Genomic DNA, 24,142 nt, shown 5'->3' on the forward strand with positions numbered 1-24,142 from the left:
CATACAACATCATGACCAGCCGCCATTGGATATGTCTAGCTTATTTTCCGGCAACCCCTTAGTACGTTCTTCGCGGCGTTGACGTCCGCGTTCTCAGCATGTCCGCAGGCGGTACACCGGAAGCGCGCTTGGCTCTCGCGGGATTCCGGGTCCACCCTGCGGCACACCGAGCAGCGTTGCGACGTGTACGCGGCAGGGACCTTCACAATCCTGGTGCCCCTGTAGCGGGCGACGTTCTCCAGGGCGAGCTGGAGCTTGTGCCAGCCCTTGTCCAGAACCGACCGGTTCAACCCGGCCTTCTGCTTCACCTTCGAGCCGGGCGCGTCGATGGTGCCCTTGGCCGACCGGGTCATGTTCCGGGTGCGAAGGTCTTCGACCGCGACCAGGGCGTGCCGGGTGGCGAGCCGGTTCGCGGTCCAGGACACGAAGTCGTGGCGGCGGTCGCGTTCGCGGCGTTTGACCTGTCGCAACGCGACGAGGGTCTTCTTGCGGTTCGTCGAACCCCTGGCCTGTCGAGCGAGTTTCTGCTGCAACACCCGATGACGGCGTGTTTCACCGGGGGTCCGGAACTGCCGGTCCCGCATCGTGCCGTCCGAGCAGGCCACCGCGACCGCCACGCCACGGTCGACTCCCACAGCCGAGTTCGGCGCGGGATGCTGTCCGGGTGTGGCGTGGCCGTCGTCGACGAGGAACGACACGTACCAGTGCTGTCCGTCGCGGGACACCGTCGCCGAGCGCACTGTGCCGCTCAGGGGACGGGACCAACGGAATCGCACCCACCCAGCTTCGGCAACGTGCAGCGGCCCCACCGTTTCCCGAGGCGCTGCACGGCGATGTGTTTCCCGGCGGGGAACCGGAACGACGGCGACCAGCGGCGTCCCGACCGCCACTTCACCCACCTCCCGGACGAGCTGCTTCAACCGTTCTTCCATCCGGCCGCCGATGACCCGGCGCCGGTACTTCGGGCACCACACCACGTGGAATGCGCACTGGAACACCAGGTTCGAGTTCGACCGCAACGTGACACCCACAACGACAGTATGCAGCGGCAAGCTATCTAACGCTTGGCCGTCAGGGCTGGCCGCGTTGATCCCGAACTGGATGCGCTAACCCCACGGATGAATCCGGGGGTCTGCGCGCCACGCTTCTTGATCAGTGGTGCGGATGCCGTGCCAGGCCGGCGGTCGGGCCGAGTCCTGTGGGCTGTGTCGCGCGTGCGTCTGGTCGGACCGTGGTTCTGGTCGGTCGCCTCGGGCGGTCGGTCAGGTGAGCTTGGTGGTCCGTGCCGCGAGGGCGCCGGCGACGACGCCCCAGCCGAGCAGCACCGCGACGGGCTGCCAGCCCGGTCCGGTGCCGTCGACCATCGCGGCGTGCAGGCCCTGGGCCAGTGCGCCGGACGGGAGCAGCGCCACGACGTGCGCGAGTCCGGTTGGCAGGGCGTCCGCGCCGAGCGCGATGCCGCCGACCAGCAACAGCACGAACCACACGATGTTCGCCACCGCCAACACGATCTCGGCCCGCAGCGCGCCGCCGACCAGCACGCCGAGCGCGCCGAACGCGAACGTGCCGAGCAGCACCAGCAGCACGAGCCAGGCGAGGCCGGCGGCGGGCGGGCGCCAGCCGAGCACGGCGGCGACCGCGCCGAGCACGACCAGTTGCACGACCACCACGGCCAGCGCGGCGGCGATCCGGCCTGCGGCGAGCAGCCAGCGGGGCAGCGCCGTCGCGGCCAGGCGCTTGAGCACGCCGTAGCGGCGGTCGAAGCCGAGGCCGATGGCCTGTCCGGTGAACGCGGAGGACATCACCGCGAGGGCGAAGATCCTGGCGGCGGCCGAGCCGGCCCGTGGCTCGGGCAGCGGCAGCACGTGCAGCAGGGTCAGCCCGATCAGCAGCACCAGCGGGATCAGCAGGGTGAGCAGCACCTGTTCGCCGTTGCGGAGGGTGAGGATCGTCTCCGTGCGTGCCTGGGTGAGCAGCATCCGGCCGAGTCGGCCCCGGCCGGGCGCCGGACGGAAGGTGCCGGGTTGGAACCTGCCGGACTCGGTCACGCGCTCTCCTGCCTCGGCGGTGGTCATGCGCGCAGCTCCCTGCCGGTCAGTTCCAGGAACACGTCTTCGAGGCTGCGGCGCGACACGCTCAGCTCCTCGGCGAGCACGCCTTGCTGAGCACACCACGACGTCACGGCGGAGACCACCTGGGGGTCGATGTGGCCCTCAACGAGGTAGCCGCCGTGGGTCGCCTCGCGCACGCGGTAGCCCTCGGGCAGCGCCTCGCGCAGCAGCCGCAGGTCCATGCCGGCCTTGGCGCGGAAGCGGAGGTGTTGTTCGTCGGCCTGGTTGGCGGTCAGCTCGCGCGGGCTGCCCTGCGCGACGACGCGGCCCTGGTCCACGATGACGACGTGGTCGGCCAGTTCCTCGGCCTCGTCCATCAGGTGGGTGGTCAGCAGGACGCTGACGCCGTCCGCGCGGAGCGCGCCGATCAGTTCCCACACGAGCCTGCGGGCCTGTGGGTCCATGCCGGCGGTCGGCTCGTCGAGGAAGACCAGTTCTGGTCGGCCGACCAGCGCGCAGGCCAGGGACAGGCGTTGCTGTTGGCCGCCGGAGAGTCGCTTGTAGGAGGTGCGGCTGGCGGAGGTGAGGCCGAGGGTGTCCAGCAGCCAGGCGGGGTCGAGTGGGTTGGCGGCGCAGGCGGCGACCAGTCGCAGCATCTCGTCGGCGCGGACGCCGGGATAGGCGCCGCCGCCCTGGGGCATCACGCCGATCCTCGGCCGCAGCTGCTCGCTCTGAGCGATCGGGTCGAGGCCGAGCACGCGGACGGTGCCGTCGTCGGGGCGGAGGAATCCTTCGCACAGTTCGACGGTGGTGGTCTTGCCGGCGCCGTTCGGGCCGAGCAGGGCGAGCACCGTCCCGCGCTCGTGCAGGAGTTCGAGACCGTTCACCGCGACCGTAGGGCCATAGCGTTTGACCAGCCCGGACACCTCGACGGCTGGGCTGTGCGGGTTCGGGCTCACGACGGCGAAGCCTAACTGTCCGATTTCCGGCGCCGCGTGGGTGGTGGCGTCCTCCCCCATACAGAGGTAGGGCTCACACCACCCCGAGGCCTCAGGGTGGCGTCAGGGTTGAGCCGGGGGCATTCCTGATGTCTTGATCGGCTGCGGGCCGGCAGGCTTGTTTCGTGATCGAAATGCGTGGCGCGGAAAGCGTCGACACGGTGCGAGACGAGGGCGGGCGGGTAGTCACGCTGAGCCGGCCGTCCGGTCCGTTCGTGGTCGCCGTCGTCGGCTTTCTGTTTTCCGCGCTGCCGATGATTTACCTGCATCTCGCGTCGATCGGGCGGCTCAGCCCGGTGAGCCACACCATCAGCGACTATATCTTCCTGACGCACGGCGGGGAGCTGCTCGCGCTGAGCGCGGTGTCGTTGGCGGTCGGGTCGGCCGCGCTGCTGCGCGTGATCCTGGCCGTCGGCGTGCCGCGCGGCGGCCCGGTCCAGGTGCTGTTCTCGGTGTGGTGTCTGGGTTTGCTGCTCGCCGCGGTGTTCCCGACAGACCCGCTCGGCAGTGAGACCTCGTTGCCGGGCGCGGTGCATCGTTACGCGGGTCTCGCGATGTTCGTCAGCCTCCCGCTGGCCGGTTTTCTGCTGTCCGTCCGGTTTCGGGAGTCGCTCGCGTGGTCCGGCGCCGCGATTGTGGTGCGCAGGCTGTCGATGGTCAGCGCCGCGGTCAGCGTGTTGTTTCTGCTGAGCCATGTGCCCATTGTCTTCTCGAATGGGAAAGGCGACGAGGTGCTGAGCGGATTCCTCGTCCAGGGGCTGGCCGAGCGGTTGCTGTTCGGCTCGATCTTCGCATTGCTCGGCGCGCTGTTGTTGGGCGCGAGGACGGCGCTGCGCCGGGTCGAGGAGGTCGTGCCGTGTCCCTGATCGGGATCGCCCTCGCGGCGCTCGGCGCGGTCTGTTACGCCGTGGCGGCGCGGTTGCAGCACGGCGCGGTCCGCACCGCCGTCGGGGACCGCGCGCTGCGCCTCGGCACCCTCAGGACGCTGGTGCGGGCGCCGGCGTGGCTGTTCGGCCTGCTGGCCACCGGGACGGGCGCGACGCTGCACGCGGTCGCGCTGGGCCTGGCGCCGCTGACCGTGGTGCAGCCGATCGGCGTGCTCGCCCTTGGCCTGACCGCGCTGTTGGACGCGCGGGCCGAGGGGACCTGGCCCGATGGGCGGACGGCGCTGGCCGTGGTGGCGAGCACGGTCGGGGTCGGCGGCTTCGTGCTGCTGGCCGCCGGGAGCGCGGCGTCGACCACCGTGTCGGGGTCGGCGCAGTGGCACGCCGCCGTGCTGGTGGTGTGCGCGGTCGCGGTGCTCGCGTTGTTCGGCGCGCTGAGCCGGGGACCGGTGCGCGGGCTCGTGTTCGCGGCGGGCGCCGGCATCGCCTACGGGTTCGTGTCGGTGCTGATGCGCGGCATCGCGCAGCGGTTGGCCGGCGGCGGTGTCGGCGCCGTGCCGGTGCCGGCCGTGCTGGGCATCGCCGTCGCGTTGCTGGTCGGCGGCTGGCTGGTCCAGCACGCCTATGCCAGCGGCCCGTCGCATCTCACCGTGGCGTGCCTGACCGTGGTCGACCCGCTGGTCGCGGTCGGCATCGGTATCGCGTTGCTCGGCGAGGGCGCCGGCACGAGCGGTTGGACGGCGGTCGGCGAGGTCGCGTGCGCCGTGCTGGCCACCGCGGGTGTGTCGCTGCTCGCCAAGCGCCGCAAGGACATCTCATCCATCAGTCCCACCCGGCGCGAACTCGTCGCGTCGCGATCGAACAACGGAGGAACCTCGTGAGCCACCCTGTGCGCCGCGCGCTGCGGATCGTCATCGGCGCGGAGACCTACCCGCCCGATGTCAACGGGGCCGCCCGGTTCGCCCAGCGCCTTTCCGAGGGTCTGGCCGGGCGGGGTCACGACGTGCACGTGGTGTGCCCGTCGACCGAGGGTCGGGCGTCGACCGAGGTGGTCGACGGGGTGACGGTGCACCGGCTGCGTTCGCACCGCACGCCGTTCCACGACAGCTTCCGGATCTGCCTGCCGTGGCGGGCGTCCAAGGACGTCGACGCGCTGCTTGCGGAGCTCCAGCCGGACCTGGTGCACGTGCAGGCGCATTTCGTGGTCGGGCGGATGCTCGTGCGCGGCGCGGCGGCGCGGGAGGTGCCGGTGGTGGCGACGAACCACTTCATGCCGGAGAACCTGTTCGGTCACGCGCGGGTGCCCGGTTGGCTCCGGTCGGCCGCGTCGAGGTGGGCGTGGCGCGACCTTGGACGGGTGTTCGGCGCGGCCTCCGTCGTCACCGCGCCGACGCCGAGGGCGGTGGAGTTGTTACACGCCAACGGGTTCTCGAAGCGGGCGGTGCCGGTGTCGTGCGGGATCGACATCGAGAGGTACCGGCAGCACAAGGCTCCAGCGAGTATCGGGGGCGGCCGCACGGTGTTGTTCGTCGGTCGGCTGGACGAGGAGAAGCGGGTGGACGAGCTGTTGCGCGCGCTGGCGTTGCTCCCGCCGGGGGTCCGGGCGGAGATCATCGGGGACGGTTCGTGCCGGCAGGAGTGGACGGCGCTGGCCGGGCGGCTCGGCATCGCGGATCGGGTGGCGTTCCACGGTTTCGTCGCCGAGGAGGACCTGCTCGCCGCGTACGCGAGGTGTGACGTGTTCTGCATGCCCGGGATCGCCGAACTCCAGAGTCTCGCGACGATGGAGGCGATGGCGGCGGGCAAGCCGGTGGTGGCCGCCGACGCGATGGCCCTGCCGCACCTGGTGCGGCCCGGCCGCAACGGCTGGCTTTACCAGCCGGGTGATGTGCAGGCGTTGGCCGACCGGTTGGCGCAGGTGTTGGGGGATCAGGCGACGCTGGACCGGATGAGCGCTGGCAGCCGGGAGATCATTGCCGCGCACCAGGTCGAGGGCACGTTGGACATGTTCGAGTCGCTGTACCTGCGCGCGATGGGCGAGGCGCCGGTGGAGGCCGGTGTGGCTGCCTGAGTTCACGGCGGTTTCCGGCTCGCGTGGCCCGAGTGGCGCTTCTCGCGGGCCGGAACCGGTTCCGGCCGTCGCCGAGTTGATATCGTGACGGGTTGCTGACGGAGGCTTGGCGACCTTGGGGCTGGGGCCACGGTGGAGTTTCGGATCTTGGGGCCGATCGAGGCGAGGGGATCGGCCGGGCAGGCCAGGCTGGCCGGGCGGAAGCAGGTCGCGCTGTTGGCGGCGTTGTTGTTGCGGGACAACCAGGTGGTGCCGGTCGAGCGGTTGTTCGAGGCGCTGTGGGGCGATGCGCCGCCCAACGCCGCGGCGGCGGCGTTGCAGACCTACGTCTTCCGGTTGCGGCAGTGCCTGGAGGCGGTGGAGCCCGGCGCGGGCAGGCGGCTGACCTTCTCCTCCGGCTACCGGCTCGCGGTCGAGCCGATGGAGCTGGACCTTGCGGCGTTTCGCACCCACGCGGGGCGCGGCAGGGCGGCCGCGGCGGCCGGCGAGTCGGAGGTGGCGGCCAAGGAGTTCCACACGGCGCTGAACCTGTGGCGGGGCACGGCGTTGCCGGGGCTGCCCGGCCGCTATTTCGAGGCGCACGCCGCGAGGTTGACCGAGGAACACCTTGCCGCGCTGGAGGAGCGGATCGACGCCGACCTCGCCATGGGCCGGCAGCTGGAGGTGATCCCCGAGCTGCGGAGTCTGGTCGCCGCCCACCGGCTGCGGGGACAGCTGCACGGTCGGCTGATGGTGGCGCTGTACCGGGCGGGTCGTCAGGCCGAGGCGATCGGCGCGTTCCACGACGCCAGCGCGGTGTTCGTCGAGGAGCTGGGCATCGACCCCGACCCCGCGCTTGTCGAGCTGCACCAACGGATCCTCGCGAACGACCCCGACCTGGCCGCGCCGGGCGAGGCGGGGCGGCCGGCCACGCGCAACGACCTGCCGGGCGACATCGCCGACTTCACCGGCCGGGAGGCGGAGGTTCAGCGACTGGTCGCCGCGCTGCCGGACGGCGACGCGGCGGGGTCCGCGGTGGTCATCGAGGCCATCGACGGGATGGCCGGCGTCGGCAAGACGACCCTGGCGGTGCACACGGCGCACCACCTCGTCGACCGCTACCCCGACGCGCAGCTGTTCATCGACCTGCACGGCCATTCGACCGGGCAGCGGGCCACCGACCCCGCGACCGCGCTCGACGTGCTGCTGCGCGCGCTCGGTGTGCCCGGCGAGCGGATCCCGACCGGGCTGGACCAGCGGGCCGCGCTGTGGCGGGCCGAACTTGCTGGGCGACGGGTCCTGGTGGTGCTGGACAACGCCGAGGGCGCGGCCCAGGTCCGTCCGCTGCTGCCGGGCAACCCGGCCTGCCTGGCGCTGATCACCAGCCGGCGTCGGCTCGCCGATCTGGACGCCGCGCGCATCCTGTCGCTGGACGTCCTGCCGCTGCCCGACGCCGAGGCCCTGTTCGCCAGGATCGCGGGCCGGCCATCGGCGGCCGAGCCCGAGGCGGTCAGGGAGGTGGTCGAGCTGTGTGGCCGCCTGCCGTTGGCGATCCGCATTGCCGCGGCCCGGCTGCGGACCCGGCCGGCGTGGACCGCCGCCCACCTGGCGCGGCGGCTGCGCGAGGGACAGCGCAGGCTGACCGAGCTGGCCACCGGGGACCGCAGCGTCGCTGCCGCGTTCGCCCTGTCCTACCAACACCTTTCCGGCGAGCACCAACGCATGTTTCGGCTGCTTGGCCTGCATCCCGGCCCCGACTTCGACGTGTACGCGGCGGCGTCGCTGGCCGGCGCGAGCCTCGCCGAGGCGGACCGGCTGGTGGAGGAGCTGGTCGACATCCACCTGCTCCAGCAGTCGATCCGCGGCCGGTACCGGTTCCACGACCTGCTGCGCCACCACGCCGGCGACACCGCGCGGGCCGTCGAATCCGAGGCGCGGCAACAGGAGGCGCTGCGCCGGTTGGTCGACTGCTACCTGCACACCCTGCACGCGGGCGACCGCCTGCTGTACCCGCAGCGGCCCCCGGTCGAGTTCGGCGACCGCGTCGACGGCTGCCTGACGCGGCCGCTCGGCGACCAGACCGAGGCGTTGGCCTGGTACGACGCCGAACATCCGTGCCTGTTCGCCGTCCGCCAGCTCGCCGTGCGGCTCGGCTGGCACGAGCGGGTGTGGCAGCTCGCCTGGGCCCTGGACAACTTCCACCGCTGGCGGGGGCACCTGGACGACCAGCTCGCCGGCTGGCGCGCGGGGCTCGCGGCGGCGCTGCTGGTGGGCGGCCAGGACATCCAGGCGCTCGCGCACCGACGCCTCGGCGACACCTGCGCCAGGGTCGGCGAGCACGCCGAGGGCGTCCACCACCTCCGCAGGGCGCTCGCGCTGGCCGAGCAGGCCGACGACACGCAGAACCGGGCGCACGGGCACTACACGCTCGCGCAGGCGTTGGAGCGGCAGGGCGACGATCGGCAGGCGCTCGACCACGCCACGCGCGCCCTTGCCCTCTACGAGGGTCTCGGCAACGTGATGTGGGAGGCGGTGGCGCTCAACGCGGTCGGCTGGTACCACGCCAGGCTCGACGATGCCGAGCGGGCAAGGGACTTCTGCGAGCGGGCCCTGGTGCTGTTCCGGCAGGGCGCGCAGCGGGCCGGCGAGGCCGGCACCCTGGACAGCCTCGGTTACATCGCCCACCACGCCGGCCGGCTCGACGAAGCCGTTGGCCACTACCGGGCCGCCGTCGCGCTGTACCGCGACCTCGGGGACACCTTCGTGGAGGCGAACACCCTGGTCGGTCTCGGCCGAACGCACGCGGGCCTCGGGCAGCGCGAGGAGGCAGGCGAGGCGTGGCGGCGGGCGTTCGACATCTACCGCGACCAGCACCGCGCCGAGGACGCCGAGCGGGTGCGGCGGCTGCTGGACTCCCTCGGTCCGTAGTCGCGGTTCTGTGGTCCCGGCACCCCCTCGCAGGGGATCAGGGGAGGGTGACGACCTCCAGCACGTCGCGCGCGAACGGCGGCATCCACCCGACCCCGCCGGACACGTAGATGGTGTGGCTGTCGTTGCCGACCAGCAGCCCCGACTGGAACGAGGAGTTCGCCGGGGTGAGGCCGAAGCCGGTGACGGTGTCCAGCAGCGTGCCGGTGTTCAGATCGACCACGCTGACCGAGTCCTGGCCGGTGTGGCCGAGGAACATGCGGGTGCCGTCCGGCGTGATCGCGATGCCGCCGCTGCCGTCGCCAAACGCAGGCAGCGCCTGGGCCAGCGCGTGGGTGGTGAGGTCGAGCCGGTCGAGCACCCCGCCGGGTCCGGCGACATAGCCGCAGTTGTGCACCGGATCCATCAGCGGCACGGAGATCCCGGTGCCGGACCGGCCGGCGAGCGTGCCGGCAGGCGTGGGTGGATTGCTGGTCGCGTCCAACAGCCTCAGCGAGCCGCTTCCGTTGGCGGACAGGTAGAGCTCGTGTCCGTCGGGCGCGATGGACAGGTAGACCGGCAGCAGGAAGTCGAGGTCGGTCTCGCCGGTGATCTGGTTGGTCGCGGTGTCGATCACCAGGATGCGGCCGTTGTCGACCTCGTCCTGGGTGCTCCTGCCGTACTGGGACACGTACAGCCAGTGGCCGTCCGGGCTCACCACGGCCCCGGTCAGGATGCCGAGCCCGGCCTCGGTGTCGGGCGGGTCGGGGACCGTGATGGTGGCGCTCACCGACTGCGTCGCCTCGTCGATCACGCTGATCTTCTTCGCGTCCGGGGCGTAGACGTGGCGGCTGTCGGGGCTGATCGCGACGTCGAAGATGGTCGGGCCTGGTTGGTCGACCCGGACGGGGGTGACCTGGTTGGTGCTGGTGTCGAGGACGGACACGGTGCCGTCGGAGTCGTTGGGGAAGTATCCGAACCTGCCGTCCGGGCTCATCTTCAGGTTGCTGGTCCACTTGCCGAGGGCGAGGGTGGCCCGGACGGTCGCGGTGCTGGCCTCGGCGGCGGCCGTCGCGGCGAGGCAGGTCGCCCCGGCGAGCGCGGCGGCGAGCAGGGTCGCCACGGTCGCGCGGTGTCTGTTCACCGGAGGGGTCCTCTCGCCTGGCTGCACGGACAGTTCTCCATGCAACAGCAGGGCTTTCCGGCGCGGCACCGCCGCGGGCACCATCGTGGGCGGGGCCGCGCGGGGCCGGACAGCACAACCGGGGTGGGTCAGGACCGACCCAGCTTGTCGGCTATGTGGGCGGCCACCGCCCGGCCCCGCCTGCTCAGCACGAGATCCGACGGCGGGTCGCCTGCCGAGGGTGCGGGTGTGACCAGATACCGGTAGAGCGATCCCTCCGCCTCCAGTTGCGCGAGCAGCGCCCGGTTCACGTCGGGGAAGTTCGCGTCGGTGTACCGCGTGCTGGTGGCCAGCCGGACGAGCCTGCGGTTGATCCGCAGCCGCGCGCGCCACGGCACCAGCCACGGCACCACCAGCAGCAGCGTCGCCGCGAACACGGCGGCCGTCACCAGCGTCGCCCTTACCCACCAGTGCGCTCCGGTCCACCAGTCGGCCAGCCCGCCGCCCGCCGCCGTCGAGGCGAAGCGCAGCACCAGCGCGCCAACGCCGAGATAGCCGAGCCCGTAGACGAATGCCCAACCCGACGTGATCGCCGCGGGATGCTCGGCCCGCACGGTGCGCCACGTGCCGTCCTGCCGTGCCCAGCGCCGCAGCGCCAGGCCGCCCATCGTGGCGCAACCGGCCGACGCGGCCAGCAGCACGGTGCCACCGACGCCGACGGCCACCGGATGCCCGGCCAGCCAACGGACCACGCCCGCGCAGAAGTCCACAGTGGACGCGACGGCTCCCGAGCTGAACGCCGCGACGACCAGGGCGACGGCCGCGAGCACCGACAGCAACCGGCCCGGCCGGCGCGCCAGGTCGACGGCGACGGCCAGCGGCGTGCGCACCTGCGCCGGCAGGCTGCCGATCACGATCTGCCCCGCCGCAACCACACCGACGCCGACGAACGCCACGGAACCGTTGGCGCGCCCGGCTTCCGACGTGCTCAGGTCGGTCAGCGCGTACGCCAGCAACGGGATCACCGGCGACAGCAACACCAGGCCGTGCAGCACGGTCCCGGTGCGCAAAGCCGCGTACCCGAACGCGCCGAGCAGCGCGCCAGCGCCGAGCGCGCCAGCCGGCCCGGACAGCCACGTCGGCAGCGCGCCGAGCAGCGCCACCATTAGCAGCGCGCCGCCGACGGCGAGCCCGAACAGGCCGAGGAACCGCGCGGTGGAGCCACCTTTGGTCAGTCCCATGATCGCCCAGTACGGCAGCAGCGCGCCGCCGCGCAGCGTGCGGGTGATCGGCCGCGCGGCGCGCAACCCGGCCTGCTCGCTGTCGGCCAGCGTCACCGCGACGGCCGCCGCGGTCGCGGCCGTGCGGATCAGCTGGTCGCTGGCGGCCTCCTCGCCGAGCGGCTCGCGGCCGACCCCGGCGCGGTCGAACGCCGTCAGCGCGGCCAACCCCAGCGCCACGCCGCCGCCCTCGTCGCGCGGGAAGTCCACCGGGAGGCGTTCGAGCTCGTCGAGCAGATTCTCGTACTCCACCAGGAAGAGCTCGCCGCGCGAGCGGGTGTCCGCGCCGGCCAGTCGATCGGCGAGCACGGCCTGCCGCAGCATCGGCAGCTCCTCGGCCGCGATCCGCACGTGCAGGCCCCACGCGGCCAGCTCGGCCAGCCTGGTGAACGTGGGCGGCAGGTCGCCGTCGGCGATGGCGCTGTCGTGGACGTCGGTCAGCTCCCCGATCGCGCCCTCGATCGTGGCGGCGATGCCGGGATCGGCGGGCGGCGCGCCGAACAGCTCGGCGACCAGCGCGTCGATGTGTTGCCGCGCAAGCGATTCGGCGTCCTGCCGCAGCGGGGTCAGCTGGTTTTTGAGCAGGGCGACCCTGCGCAGGCGCTGCGGGTCGAACAGCACCCGGCACAGCATCGTCGCGCCGTCCAGCCTGCCCCAGATCCAGTCGTTGATCCGCCAGGACCGCTTGAGGAAACCGGAGAACCGGCCAAGCGCGAGGCCGCCCGCCTTGTCCCGAGGGCCGATGCTGTACTCGACGAAGGGGCTGCGGGTCTGGAGGCTGATCTGCACCAGCTCGACGGCCTGGTCCAGCAGGTCGGTCGACTCGTCGGCGAGGCAGTTGGTGGCGATCTCCAGCCCGACCAGCCTGGCCAGCCAGACCAGTTCCGGGCGGTCACCCAGCCCGGCCGCCAGCTCCGCCTCGGTCGGTTCGGCGGCCAGCAGCCCCTTCCACGGGTCGAGGTCGCCCCTGGCCAGGCCCGCGTCGTCGAGCCCGAGCAGCAGTTCCCTTGCGTGGGCGACGACGTGGCCGACCTCGAGGACGATCGCGCGGACGCGCTCGCCGGTCGCGTCGGGAGCCAGACCGGCTGGCTCGGCCGCGGTGTCGGTCGTCCCGTTGGACCTGGGCAACATCAGCCGCTTGTACCGGGACAGCCTGGCGGTCCAGTACCGCTCGTCCAGGTCGAGGCCGCGGCGCTCGGCCCACGGCCGGTCGATCTCCTCGCGCAGCCTGCGCAGCGTGCTCCTGGCCTCGTGCAGGCGTTCCCGCAGGTCGGCGGTGGGAGCCGTGCTGCTCGCGTCGATCGAGGGCACCACCCAGGCCAGCCGCTTGAGCAGGTCCAGCCCGACCGAGGCCAGCCGCTCGGCCATCGCGATGCCCCACGGCCACCCCGTGCCGTCCTCAGTCAGCCTGGCCGCGCAGCTCGGCGGCGGGTCCGCCGGCACGTAGGGCAGCTGCCCCTGCGCGCGGAACAGGCGGCGCTGCGCGGCCTCGCTGGCCCGCCGCACCCGGTCGAAGGACCACTCGGGGGACCGTTCGGCCTGCGCGGCGAGCTGGCGGGTGGCGAGGTTGCGCGCCGCCTGCCTGATCCGCAGGTCCCGGTAGTGCGGGTACAGCTCCGTCACCAGCGTGTACAGCCGCTCCGCGACCGACCTGGGGTCCGGCGCGCCGTTGGGCTGCTCGGCCAGCCGCGCCAGCAACGCCGCCCGGCCGCCCCGCCGCGCGGCCGCGGCGCGGTTGTGCTCGTTGACCCGCTCCACGTAGGTCCGGTTGCCCTGACTGGACATCGCGCCGAACAGCAGCCGCCCGCCCGCCACCGTGGTCGGCATCGCGGCCTGCTGGTCGGCGGCGGGCTCGGGACCCGAGGCCGAGGCGTGCGGGAACACCAGCAGCATCACCCGCCGCACGGCGTCCTTGGCCGGCATCCGGTCGATCGCCTCGAGGGCCTCCCTGGTCGGGGTGTTGGCCAGCACCCCGCCGTCCACCACGTACCTCGACCTGTCCGGCTGGTCGTGCTGGTCGGCCCAGGACGCGAACCGCGCCATGTCCGGCCTGCCGTCCTTGCAGGCCTCGCCGTGCACCGGCACGAAGGACGGCTCGAACGCGAACGGGAACGACGCGGACGAGCGCGCAGCCAGCGCGAGCCTGCTGACGTGTTCGCGCAGCTCGGCGCCCTCGCAGGCGAAGTCGTCGCGGGCGCCGTCCGCACCGGGCGGCGCGGCCCACTCGTAGGGGTCGCGCCGGAACCAGAACGAGCCCTGGTGCACCGACTGGCGCAGCGGCTGGCCGAGCGAGTCGACCTCCGCCCTCGGATAGCCGTGCAGCAGCGTCGTGGTGATCCGCAGGTCGATCGGCCGCTCCTCGGCCGGGTACGGGTCGAACCCGACGGTCAGCCGCTCCAGCATCTCCTCGAGGCGGGGCAGGAAGAACTCGTCGCCGCGCAGCAGCGACACCGGCGCGCCGCGGAACGGCGTGCGCAGCAGCTCCTCCATCCTGCCCTGCTCTGACCACAGGTCGCGCAGGCTGCGCAGGTCGGCGTTCGCGTTCACCTGGGACATCGCCAGAGCGGCCCCGTTGATGCCGCCGGCCGACGTGCCGCTGATGACGTCCGCGCGGGCCACGCAGCCGACCATGTCCAGCAGGTGTTGGTAGCAGGACGCCGCTCGGGTCAGGCGGTCCAGTTCGAGGACGACCCCGCCCATCCACACGGCCAGGCTGACCCCGCCGTTGAGGACCACCGCGAAGCGGATCTCCTCCGGCGGCACGCGGTCGCCGTCGTCGCCGGGCTCGGACATGACGCTCGCCCCCTCAGCCGGACCGGCGACTCCGTTGGGCCGATCCGTACACGGCATAGAAATCCATCGGCCGGGCGGCCCTCGGGGTTAGCACTCCCGCACGCGTCCGTTCGGGTGAGAACGCATTTTGGTCACCCGCCGTGTTCGAGCTGGTAACGCACCTGCCGCGCCTCGGTCAGGCCGAGATCGACGTAGATGGCCAGCGCCAGCCGCCAGTGCCGGCGGGCCGCCTCCGGGTCGCAGACGTGCAGCGTGGCGGCGATGCCGTCGTGCGCGCGGGCCTGCTGGTAGGGGTTGTCGGTGCGTTCCGCCAGCGACAGCGCGTGCTGGTGGTGCAGCCTGCCGGCGTGCCGACGCCCGGCCGCGCGGCACGCCTCGCCGTAGTCGTTGAGCAGCTCGCTCTGCCCGTCCCGGTCGCCGGCCGCGCGCGCCGCGTCGAGCGCAAGGTGCAGGTGCTCCAGCGCCTCCGCGCAGCGGCCGAGCCGCAGGTAGACGATGCCGAGGGCGCCCAGCGCCTTGCCCTCGCCGCGCTGGTAGCCGATCCGCCGGTTCAGCTCGAGCGCCCGGTCCAGGTGGTCCAGCGCCTCGGGATAGCGGCCGAGCCTTCCGTACAGGCCGCCGAGGTTGGCCAGCGTGTGCGCCTCGCCCCACTGGTAGCCGACCTGGCGGTTGATGGCCAGCGCCCGCTCCTGGTGGTCCAGCGCCTCCGCGCAGCGGTTCAGCCGGGCGTAGACGGTGCCGAGCAGGCCGAGGACGCGTCCCTCGCCGCGCTCGTAGCCGACCTGCCGGTTCAGGTCGAGCGCCTGGTGCAGGTGGTCGAGCGCGTCGTGGTACCTGCCGAGCCGCGCGTAGACGTTGCCAAGGTTGCCCAGCGCGTTCGCCTCGCCCCACTGGTAGGCGACCTGCCGGTTGAGGGTCAGCGCGCGCTGGTGGTTCGCCAGCGCCTCCAGCGGCCGGCCCAGCCTGCCGTAGAGGTTGCCGAGGTTGGCCAGCGTGTGGCCCTCGCCCCTGCGGTCGCCGAGCTCCCGTTGCAGCGCGAGCGCCTGCTCGACGTGCGTGAGCGCGTCCTCGTAGCGGCCCAACTGGCGGTACACCACGCCGAGGTTGTTCAGCGTGGACGCCTCGCCGCGCTGGTCGCCGATCTGGCGGTGCAGCGCCAACGCCTCCTGGAGGTGGTCGAGCGCCTCGGTGTGCCGGCGCACCATCCAGTAGGCGATGCCGAGGTTCTTCAGCGTCTCCGCCCGCGCGTGGCTGTCCGCGCGCTGCCGCGCCGCGGTCAGCGCGTGCTGGTGCGTGGCGATCCAGTCGTGGATGTGGTTGCGGGTGAAGTAGAAGCGCCACAACGCGTGCGGCAGCTGCCAGGCGTGTGTGCGGCCGGTGCTCGCCGCGTAGGCGATGACGGCGCTGAGGTTCGCGTGCTCGGCGTCCAGCCACGCGACGGCCTCGGCGAAGTCGGGCAGCTGCGGCGTGTACGCGGGCGGCTTGGCCGTGTCGATGGTCGGCGGCTGCCGGTGCGGCTGGAAGTGTTGCGCGGCAAGGACTGTGGCGTGCAGGTAGTAGTCGAGCATCCTGGTCACCGCCGCGTACCTGACGTGTTCGTCGTCGGTCTCCTGCGCGATGGTGCGCGCGTGGTGGTGCAGCAGGTCGTGGAACCGGTACCGGCCGGGTGAGCGCTGTTGCAGCAGGTGCACGTCCACCAGGTCCTCGAGCAGCTGCTCGACCTCGCCGAGCGAGCGGTCGGCCAGCGCGGCGGCGGCGTAGGCGTCGAAGTCCGGGCCGGGCACCAGGCCGAGCAGCCGGAACAGGCGCTGCTGCGCGGTGTCGAGGTGTTGGTAGGACAGGGTGAACGCGGCGGCGACGCTGCGGTCCCCGACGGCAAGCTCGGTCAGATACTGCTGGTTCTCGCGCAGCCGCGCGGCCAGGTGCGCCGTGGTCCACGCGGGCCGCTGCCGCAGCCGGGCGGCGGCGATGCGCAGCGCCAGCGGCAGGTATCCGCAGAGCCTGGCCACCTCGTCGGTCGCGTCGGGGTCGGTGGTGGCCCGCTCGTCCCCGGCGACGTGCGCGAACAGCGCCCGCGCGTCGGCGGGCGGCAGCACGTCCATCGACAGTGTGTGCGCCGCCTCAAGCGCGGCCAGCCTGCGGCGGCTCGTGACCAGCACCAGGCAGCCCGACGCGCCGGGCAGTAGCGGGCGGACCTGGGCGGCGCTGGCCGCGTTGTCCAGCACCACCAGCGCCCTGCGGCCGGCCAGCTCGGCGCGCCACAGCGCGGCCCTGGCCTCCATGCTGTCGGGGATCTTCTCGCCGGGCACGCCGAGCGCGCGCAGCAGCGTCTCCAGCGCGACACCCGGCTCGACCGGATCGTGCCCCGCGGTGTGCGCGTGCAGGTCGATGAACAGCTGCGCGTCCGGGTAGCGGGCGGTGAGCTGGTGCGCCGCGTGCACGGCGAGGGTGGTCTTGCCGATGCCGGCCATCCCGTCGATGGCGGCGATCACCACGGCGGCCCCGGCCTCCTCGGCGGAGGGCAGCGCGGCGAGCAGCCTGCGCACCTCGGCGTCGCGGCCGGTGAAGTCGGCGACGTCGCCGGGCAGGTCGTTGCGCCGCACCGGGACCGAGGGTGGCTCCTGGGGCTGCGCCGCGGACAGCTCCGGCGCGCCGCGCAGGATCCGCTGGTGCAGGTCGGTCAGCTCGGCGCCGGGGTCGATGCCCAGCTCGCGCACCATGGTCCGCCTGGCGTCCTGGAACGCCTGGAGCGCCTCGGCCTGCCGCCCTGACCGGTACAGAGCGAGCATCAAATGCCCGTGCAGCCGTTCCCGCAGGGGATGGGCGGCCACCAGCGCGGTCAGCTCGGGGATCAGCTCCACGTGCCGGCCGAGCTCCAGCTCGACCTCGGCGTACTCCTCGGTCGCGGCGAGGTGCTCCTCGCCGAGGCCGAACGCCTGCGCCTGGGCGAACGAGCCGGGCACGCCGGTGAACGCCGCCCCGCGCCACAGCGCGAGCGCGGCCTGGAACTCCTTCGCGGCCTCGTCGTACAGCTCCGCGGTGGCCGCCGACCTGGCCCGCTCCACGTGGCCGCGGAAGATCCCCAGGTCCAGCTCGCCGGGGTCGACCCGCAGCCGGTAGCCGGCCTGATGGGTGACGATCCGCTCGCCGCCAGCTGGCTCGACCGCGGCCAGCGCCCTGCGCAGCCGGAACACGTAGGTCTGGAGCGCCGCCGTCACCGTGCCGGGCAGGTCCTCCTCCCACAGCGCGTGCCCCAACCGCTCCACCGACACCACGCGGTTGGCCTGCATGATCAGGGCGGACAGCAGCGCAAGCTGTTTCGCCCCGCCGAGCCGCACCTGGCCCTGCGACCCCCAGACCTCGACCGGACCCAGAATTCGGAACTCCACCGCACACGCCCCCCGCCGTCACTCATCCGGCGCGTCAGCCGTCACCTCGGCCTGTGCCACGACTCTATAGAAATTCGCCTCGGCGCCGCCGCTGGATAACCGGCGGCGGGTGGGCCAGAAAGACCACGGTGTCCGGTAGCGGCTGGTCAGTGCCTCTCCTGCTGGTTCGGCGGGTTCGCTGCCGGCGAATTCCGGATTAATCCGGCGAATTCGCGCCAGCGTCGCGCAGCGCGCTAAACGGTGGGTTCAGTCTTTCCCCGCCACAGCGGCGCGAGGCGTCTGCGGGCGACGAACAGGCACAGCGCCACCACGATCAGCGCGGCGACCACGGCCTGCGGCACCACAAAGGCCCGTCCGTCGAAGGTGCCGCCGGTCGGCGGGATCACCAGCGCGATCGCGGCGCTGGTCACCGTGGCGACGATCCGGAACCGCGCGCCGATCATGGCCGTGGCCAACGGCAGCAGGGCCCAGAGGAAGTACCACGGCTGCACGGTCGGGCCGAGGATCAGCACCGCGCCGACGCCGGCGCCGAGGCCGTTCATGGGTTTGATCCGGCCCTTGAGGGCGTCCCAGAGCAGCTTCGCGCAGATCGGCACGGAGACCGCCTGGCCGATCAGCCGGGTGACGCCGATCATCGACTCGGTGTGGTTGCCGAGGCCGAGCACCAGGCCGATGCCGCCGCCGAGGTAGCCGAGGGCGGTCGTGGGGGACAGCCAGCTCTTGACGGTCTTGGCGACGTCGAGGGTGCTGGCCCAGCCGAAGCCGAGCCCGGTGCCGAGCGACGAGGCGGCGAGCACGACCAGGAACACCGGCGTGAGCACGGCGGCCGCCTTGAGCAGGTCGCTGAACCGGCCGCCCCAGCGGCGGGCTATCAGCACGCCGAGGAAGCCGAGCGCGAGCGCGGCCGGGATCTTCACGGCGGCGCCGAGGGTGATCACCGTGGCGCCGACGATCACCCAGGGGATCTCCCCGGGTTGTCGTGGTGGCGGCGACATTCCCGGGGCGACCACCGGCATCTTGCGCAGCGCCAGCTCGAAGCCGACCAGCATCAGGCCGATCGCCAGGCCGTCGTTGTGCGCGCCGGCGACCAGGTGGAAGATCACCAGCGGGTTGGCCGCGCCGAGCCACAGCGCGAACACGGGCTGCACGCCGAACCGGGGCGCGAGCCGGGGCAGCGCCCACACGATCATGGCGACGCCGACCAGCGCCAGCAGCCGGTGCAGGTACACGCCGGTCACCACGTGGTTGCCCACGATCGCGCTGATCACCCTGCCGACCGCGAGGAACAGCGGGCCGTAGGGCGCCGGGGTCTCCCGCCAGATGTTGGGCACGCCCCTGGCCAGCGGGTTGTCGTTGCCCAGCGCGGGGCCCGGCCCGACGGTGTAGGGGTCCATGCCGCGCGCGGCGATCTCGCTCTGCGCGAGGTAGCTGTAGACGTCCTTGCTGAACATGGGCAGCACCAGCAGCAGCGGCGCCACCCACATGACCAGCGTGCGGTCCATCTGCACCCTGGACAGCAGCCGGATCCGGCCGGGGCGCACCAGCCTGCCCAGCCACAGCCAGGCCAGCACGATCATGAAGATGCCCGACCACGCGATCGCGAGGGCGACCGAGGGCATCCTGGAGAACATGCCGAGCACCGGCACGCCAGGCACCGGGTTGAAGATGGGGGTCGCGCTCGCGCCGAGGGAGCCGACCATCATCAGCAGCGCGCCGATCGTGCCGAACCTGCGCACGAGGTCGAGCTGCCGGCGCTCACCGCCGTCGAGCGCGCCCGGCTCGGGGTCGCGCACGGCGACGACCGGATCACCGTCGGCTTTCGCCACCTCACCACCCTGTCGACCTGCGCCGTCGGCGCCTCGCCCCTTGACTCGCCCCGTCACCACGGCCGAAGAGTATCGACCGGCGGCCCGGCGCGTGTGCCGGAACCGGGCGAACGAGCCAGGTCAGCCAGGTGGTATCGCGGCCGTGACGTGACTCGGGTCACCGTGTGACGAGGATCTTTGCCCTCGCCGCCGAAATAGGCAACACTGGTGTTGTGAAAAACGTCGGGACCGCTCCGCAGGCCGCGGGCGCGCCATCGAATCCCCCGGGATCCGGTGTCGTTCCGCTGCACGCGGACGGGCGCACCCGGCGCGAGGTGGCGCGGCTGCTGCTCGAACAGGGCCCGGTCAGCGCCGCCTCGGTCGCCGAGGTCCTCGGCCTCAGCCCGACCGCCGTCCGTCGGCACATCGACGCGCTGGTGGCCGACGGCGAGGCGACCAGTCGGGAGGCGCCGCGGCGCGGCCAGCGGGGCAGGGGCCGACCGGCCAAGCTGTTCCTGCTGACCGAGCCAGGGCGGGCCCGCTTCGGGCACGCCTACGACGACCTCGCCGTCGCGGCCCTGCGTTTCCTCGCCGAGCAGGGTGGCGAGGAGGCCGTGCGCGCGTTCGCGCAGCGCAGGGTGGACGCGCTGGTGGACCGGCACCGGGCCGCCGTGGTGGCCCAAGGAGGGCCGGCCGATCGGGCCAAGGCCCTCGCCGCCGCCCTGACCCGCGAGGGCTACGCTGCGTCGTCGCGCCACGTCGGCGCGGGGGAGCAGCTGTGCCAGCACCACTGCCCGGTCGCCCACGTGGCGGCCGAGTTCCCGCAGTTCTGTGAGACCGAGACGGCGGCGTTCGCCGACCTGCTCGGCACCCACGTCCAGCGGCTGGCGACGATCGCCAGGGGCGACGCCGCGTGCACCACGCACGTGCCGGTGACGGTAGGCGACACCCAACAAGCACACCCGGTGACGGGCGCGGGGCACTCCCCGCGCCCGGAGGCGGGCCGAACAGCACGGACCCCGGACGGAGGCAAGCCCGCATGACTGCCGCTGCGGAGCAGCGCACACCCACCACGGTGCCTGAGACGCTCACCCAGGAAGAGACCCTGGCGACTCTTGGCAACTACGAGTACGGCTGGGCCGACTCGGACACTGCCGGAGCGAGCGCCCGCCGTGGCTTGAGCGAGGAGGTCGTCCGCGACATCTCCGCCAAGAAGGGTGAGCCGGAGTGGATGCTGGAGCACCGCCTCAAGGGGCTTCGGCTCTTCGATCGCAAGCCGATGCCGAACTGGGGCGCCGACCTCACGGGCATCCACTTCGACACGATCAAGTACTTCGTGCGTTCCACGGAGAAGCAGGCCGCCAGCTGGGAGGACCTGCCCGAGGACATCAAGAACACCTATGACCGGCTCGGCATCCCCGAGGCGGAGAAGCAGCGCCTAGTCGCCGGTGTCGCCGCGCAGTACGAGTCCGAGGTCGTCTACCACAAGATCCGCGAGGACCTTGAGGCCCAGGGCGTCATCTTCCTGGACACCGACACCGGTCTCCGGGAGCACCCCGAGCTGTTCAAGGAGTACTTCGGCTCGGTGATCCCCTCCGGGGACAACAAGTTCTCCGCGCTGAACTCCGCGGTGTGGTCCGGCGGTTCGTTCATCTACGTGCCCAAGGGCGTCCACGTGGAGATCCCGCTCCAGGCCTACTTCCGGATCAACACCGAGAACATGGGCCAGTTCGAGCGGACGCTGATCATCGTCGACGAGGGCGCCTACGTTCACTACGTCGAGGGTTGCACCGCGCCGATCTACAAGTCGGACTCGCTGCACTCCGCCGTCGTGGAGATCATCGTCAAGAAGGGCGGCCGCTGCCGTTACACGACCATCCAGAACTGGTCGAACAACGTCTACAACCTGGTCACCAAGCGCGCCAAGGCTGAGGCGGGCGCGACCATGGAGTGGATCGACGGCAACATCGGCTCCAAGGTCACCATGAAGTACCCGTCGGTGTTCCTGATGGGCGAGCACGCCAAGGGCGAGGTCCTCTCGATCGCGTTCGCCGGCGAGGGCCAGCACCAGGACGCCGGCGCCAAGATGGAGCACCTCGCGCCGTACACCTCCTCGACGATCGTGTCGAAGTCGGTGGCGCGCGGCGGCGGCCGCACCTCCTACCGGGGTCTGGTGCGGGTCGCCAAGCGGGCGCACCACTCCAAGTCCACGGTCAAGTGCGACGCGCTGCTGGTGGACAACATCAGCCGCTCGGACACCTACCCGTACGTCGACATCCGCGAGGACGACGTGTCGATGGGCCACGAGGCCACGGTGTCCAAGGTCAGCGAGGACCAGCTGTTCTACCTGATGTCCCGCGGCCTGACCGAGGACGAGGCCATGGCCATGATCGTGCGCGGGTTCGTCGAGCCCATCGCGCGCGAGCTGCCCATGGAGTACGCGCTCGAACTGAACCGACTGATCGAACTCCAGATGGAAGGGGCCGTCGGCTGACATGACAGTGTCGACTGATAGCCAGCACGGCCTCACGGCCCACTCGCACGGCGCCGGGGCGGTCGTCCCGGTGTCGTCGAGGGCGGACCACTTCACGTCCTTCGACGTGGACGCGTTCGAGATTCCCGGCGGGCGCGAGGAGATCTGGCGCTTCACCCCGATGAAGCGGCTGCGGGGCCTGCACGACGGCACCGCGACCGTGTCGGGGTCCGCCACCGTCACGGTCGACGCGGCGCCCGAGGTGCGCGTGGAGACCGTGGCGCGCGGCGACGAGCGGCTCGGCGTCGCAGGCACGCCCGGTGACCGGATCGCCGCCCAGGCCTGGAGTTCCTTCCCGCACGCCACGCTGCTGACCGTGCCCAAGGAGGTCAGGGCCTCGGCCCCGACCACCGTCACGGTCACCGGTCCCGGCGAGGGCGACACCGCCTACGGCCACACGCAGGTGCGGCTGGAGCAGTTCGCCGAGGCCGTGGTCGTGCTCGACCACCGGGGCTCCGGCAGCTACGCGGACAACATCGAGTTCGTGGTCGGCGACGGCGCGAAGCTCACCGTGGTCGCGGTGCAGGACTGGGCCGACGACGCGGTGCACGTGTCCGCGCACCACAGCTCGCTCGGCCGCGACTCGGTGCTGCGGCACACGGTGATCACCCTCGGCGGTTCGGTCGTGCGGCTCAGCCCCACGGTGACCTACACCGACAAGGGCGGCGACGCGGAGCTGACCGGCCTGTACTTCGCCGACGCCGGCCAGCACCTTGAGCACCGGACCTTCGCCGACCACGCGGTGCCCAACTGCCGCAGCAACGTCGTCTACAAGGGCGCGTTGCAGGGCGAGGGCGCGCACACCGTGTGGATCGGCGACGTGCTGATCCGCGCGGCGGCCGAGGACACCGAGACCTTCGAGCTGAACCGGAATCTGGTGCTCACCGACGGCGCGCGCGCCGACTCGGTGCCCAACCTGGAGATCGAGACCGGCGAGATCGTGAGCGCCGGGCACGCCAGCGCCACCGGGCGGTTCGACGACGAGCAGCTGTTCTACCTACAGGCGCGGGGAATCCCCGAGGAGCAGGCCCGGCGGTTGGTCGTCCGAGGCTTCTTCCACGAGGTGCTGACGAAGATCACGGTGCCCGAGGTGCGCGAGCGCCTGGAAGCCGCGATCGAGGCGGAGCTCGAGGCGGTCGGCGCATGACCCTGCACCGGGTGTGCTCGATCACCGAGCTCGACGACCGCAAGCCGGCCGGCTTCGAGCTCGGTGACACACCCGTGGTGCTGGTGCGGGACGGCGAGGCGGTCCACGCCCTGCACGACCTGTGCTCGCACGCCGAGGTCGCGTTGAGCGAGGGCGAGGTGACGAAGAAGGGCATCGAGTGCTGGCTGCACGGGTCCTGCTTCGACCTGAGCACCGGTGCGCCCTCCTCGCTGCCGGCCACCGAGCCGGTCGACGTCTACGCCGTGACGATCACCGGCGAGGACGTCTACGTCGACATCGGCACGCCGACCAACCGCTGACGGAAACCACAGACTTCCGCTACACCAGGAGAACGAAGCAGCAATGGCCACTCTGGAGATCAAGGACCTGCACGTCTCGGTCGTCACCGACGAGGCTCCCAAGGAGATCCTCAAGGGCGTCGACCTGACCATCAAGGCCGGCGAGACGCACGCGATCATGGGCCCGAACGGGTCCGGCAAGTCGACGCTGTCCTACGCCATCGCCGGTCACCCCAAGTACCAGGTGACCTCCGGCTCGGTGCTGCTGGACGGCGAGGACGTGCTGGCGATGAGCGTGGACGAGCGCGCCCGCGCCGGCGTGTTCCTCGCGATGCAGTACCCCGTCGAGGTGCCCGGCGTCTCGATGTCGAACTTCCTGCGCACCGCGGCGACCGCGGTCCGTGGCGAGGCCCCGAACCTGCGGCACTGGGTGAAGGAGGTCAAGGCCGCCATGGGCGAGCTGGACATCGACTCCGCCTTCGCCGAGCGCAGCGTGAACGAGGGCTTCTCCGGCGGCGAGAAGAAGCGCCACGAGATCCTCCAGCTGTCGCTGCTCAAGCCGAAGATCGCGATCCTCGACGAGACCGACTCCGGCCTCGACGTCGACGCGCTTCGCGTGGTGTCCGACGGCGTGAACCGCTACAAGGCGGCCGGTGAGGTCGGCGTCATGCTGATCACGCACTACACCCGGATCCTCAAGCACATCAGCCCCGACTTCGTGCACGTGTTCGCCGACGGCCGGATCGTCGAGTCCGGCGGCCCCGAGCTGGCACAGGTGCTCGAGGACGAGGGCTACGTGAAGTACGCGGGCAAGCAGGAAGCAGCCAAGATCGGCTGACGTTGTACCGGCTGGCAGGTTCCCGATCCTGAGAGGAGGCGTCGC

At 72.1% G+C, this 24,142-nt stretch carries 16 protein-coding genes and 1 pseudogene; 9 read left to right on the forward strand and 8 right to left on the reverse strand.

Going from position 1 to position 24,142, the window contains the following annotated elements:
• Positions 1-35: 35 nt before the first annotated feature.
• The 4 genes and pseudogenes from F0L68_RS29990 to F0L68_RS30000 form a co-directional block, all read right to left on the reverse strand.
• Entirely contained in the window at positions 36-725 is a 690-nt protein-coding gene (locus tag F0L68_RS29990; RefSeq protein ID WP_223199269.1) for an RNA-guided endonuclease InsQ/TnpB family protein, read from the reverse strand.
• 171 nt (positions 726-896) lie between these two features.
• Positions 897-1,031 (reverse strand): annotated as a pseudogene (locus F0L68_RS43775) (transposase); the annotation flags it as partial.
• Positions 1,032-1,262: 231 nt separating this feature from the next.
• The gene (locus tag F0L68_RS29995; protein ID WP_149853215.1) at positions 1,263-2,075 is read right to left on the reverse strand and encodes an ABC transporter permease; all 813 of its coding nucleotides are present in this window, start codon (positions 2,073-2,075) and stop codon (positions 1,263-1,265) included.
• A complete protein-coding gene (locus F0L68_RS30000; RefSeq protein WP_223199261.1) occupies positions 2,072-3,010 on the reverse strand; it encodes an ABC transporter ATP-binding protein in 939 nt (312 codons plus the stop codon). The genes F0L68_RS29995 and F0L68_RS30000 overlap by 4 nt, the downstream gene beginning before the upstream one ends.
• A gap of 254 nt (positions 3,011-3,264) precedes the next feature.
• On the opposite strand from F0L68_RS30000, the gene F0L68_RS30005 reads away from it, so the two are divergent.
• From F0L68_RS30005 to F0L68_RS30020, 4 genes are all read left to right on the forward strand, one after another.
• Positions 3,265-3,915: a DUF998 domain-containing protein gene (locus F0L68_RS30005; RefSeq protein ID WP_223199262.1), complete on the forward strand. Its 651-nt coding sequence runs from the start codon at positions 3,265-3,267 to the stop codon at positions 3,913-3,915.
• Positions 3,906-4,814 (forward strand): DMT family protein, encoded by a 909-nt coding sequence (locus tag F0L68_RS30010; protein ID WP_149853217.1) that lies wholly within the window; start codon positions 3,906-3,908, stop codon positions 4,812-4,814. Before F0L68_RS30005 ends, F0L68_RS30010 begins: the two co-directional genes overlap by 10 nt.
• Positions 4,811-6,004: a glycosyltransferase gene (locus F0L68_RS30015; protein ID WP_149853218.1), complete on the forward strand. Its 1,194-nt coding sequence runs from the start codon at positions 4,811-4,813 to the stop codon at positions 6,002-6,004. The genes F0L68_RS30010 and F0L68_RS30015 overlap by 4 nt, the downstream gene beginning before the upstream one ends.
• Before the next feature lie 132 nt (positions 6,005-6,136).
• Complete coding sequence (locus F0L68_RS30020; protein ID WP_149853219.1) at positions 6,137-8,911, forward strand: AfsR/SARP family transcriptional regulator; 2,775 nt, start codon at positions 6,137-6,139, stop codon at positions 8,909-8,911.
• Positions 8,912-8,948: 37 nt separating this feature from the next.
• Here F0L68_RS30020 and F0L68_RS30025 read toward each other — a convergent pair whose 3' ends face one another.
• From F0L68_RS30025 to mptB, 4 genes are all read right to left on the reverse strand, one after another.
• Positions 8,949-10,034, reverse strand: coding sequence for a YncE family protein (locus tag F0L68_RS30025; RefSeq protein WP_149853220.1), 1,086 nt, complete (start codon positions 10,032-10,034; stop codon positions 8,949-8,951).
• A 128-nt stretch (positions 10,035-10,162) separates the two neighbouring features.
• Positions 10,163-14,086, reverse strand: a complete 3,924-nt coding sequence (locus tag F0L68_RS30030; protein WP_188316906.1) for a patatin-like protein — start codon at positions 14,084-14,086, stop codon at positions 10,163-10,165.
• 131 nt (positions 14,087-14,217) lie between these two features.
• Positions 14,218-17,475, reverse strand: a complete 3,258-nt coding sequence (locus F0L68_RS30035) for an AfsR/SARP family transcriptional regulator (RefSeq protein ID WP_149853222.1) — start codon at positions 17,473-17,475, stop codon at positions 14,218-14,220.
• Between the two features lie 233 nt (positions 17,476-17,708).
• Positions 17,709-19,301, reverse strand: coding sequence for a polyprenol phosphomannose-dependent alpha 1,6 mannosyltransferase MptB (gene mptB / locus F0L68_RS30040; protein ID WP_149853223.1), 1,593 nt, complete (start codon positions 19,299-19,301; stop codon positions 17,709-17,711).
• Positions 19,302-19,513: 212 nt separating this feature from the next.
• On the opposite strand from mptB, the gene F0L68_RS30045 reads away from it, so the two are divergent.
• Genes F0L68_RS30045 through sufC form a run of 5 tightly spaced genes read left to right on the forward strand, consistent with a single transcriptional unit; the run spans position 19,514 to position 24,097 of the window.
• Complete coding sequence (locus tag F0L68_RS30045; protein WP_149853224.1) at positions 19,514-20,323, forward strand: helix-turn-helix transcriptional regulator; 810 nt, start codon at positions 19,514-19,516, stop codon at positions 20,321-20,323.
• The gene (gene sufB / locus F0L68_RS30050) at positions 20,320-21,774 is read left to right on the forward strand and encodes a Fe-S cluster assembly protein SufB (RefSeq protein ID WP_149853225.1); all 1,455 of its coding nucleotides are present in this window, start codon (positions 20,320-20,322) and stop codon (positions 21,772-21,774) included. Before F0L68_RS30045 ends, sufB begins: the two co-directional genes overlap by 4 nt.
• A gap of 1 nt (position 21,775) precedes the next feature.
• The gene (sufD, locus tag F0L68_RS30055; protein WP_149853226.1) at positions 21,776-22,960 is read left to right on the forward strand and encodes a Fe-S cluster assembly protein SufD; all 1,185 of its coding nucleotides are present in this window, start codon (positions 21,776-21,778) and stop codon (positions 22,958-22,960) included.
• On the forward strand, positions 22,957-23,280 hold the full coding sequence (locus F0L68_RS30060; RefSeq protein ID WP_149853227.1) for a non-heme iron oxygenase ferredoxin subunit: 324 nt from the start codon (positions 22,957-22,959) through the stop codon (positions 23,278-23,280). The genes sufD and F0L68_RS30060 overlap by 4 nt, the downstream gene beginning before the upstream one ends.
• A 43-nt stretch (positions 23,281-23,323) precedes the next feature.
• Complete coding sequence (gene sufC, locus F0L68_RS30065) at positions 23,324-24,097, forward strand: Fe-S cluster assembly ATPase SufC (protein WP_149853228.1); 774 nt, start codon at positions 23,324-23,326, stop codon at positions 24,095-24,097.
• Positions 24,098-24,142: the final 45 nt, after the last annotated feature.

It is taken from the genome of Solihabitans fulvus (genome assembly GCF_008386585.1).
GTDB classification, from domain to species: Bacteria; Actinomycetota; Actinomycetes; order Mycobacteriales; family Pseudonocardiaceae; genus Solihabitans; species Solihabitans fulvus.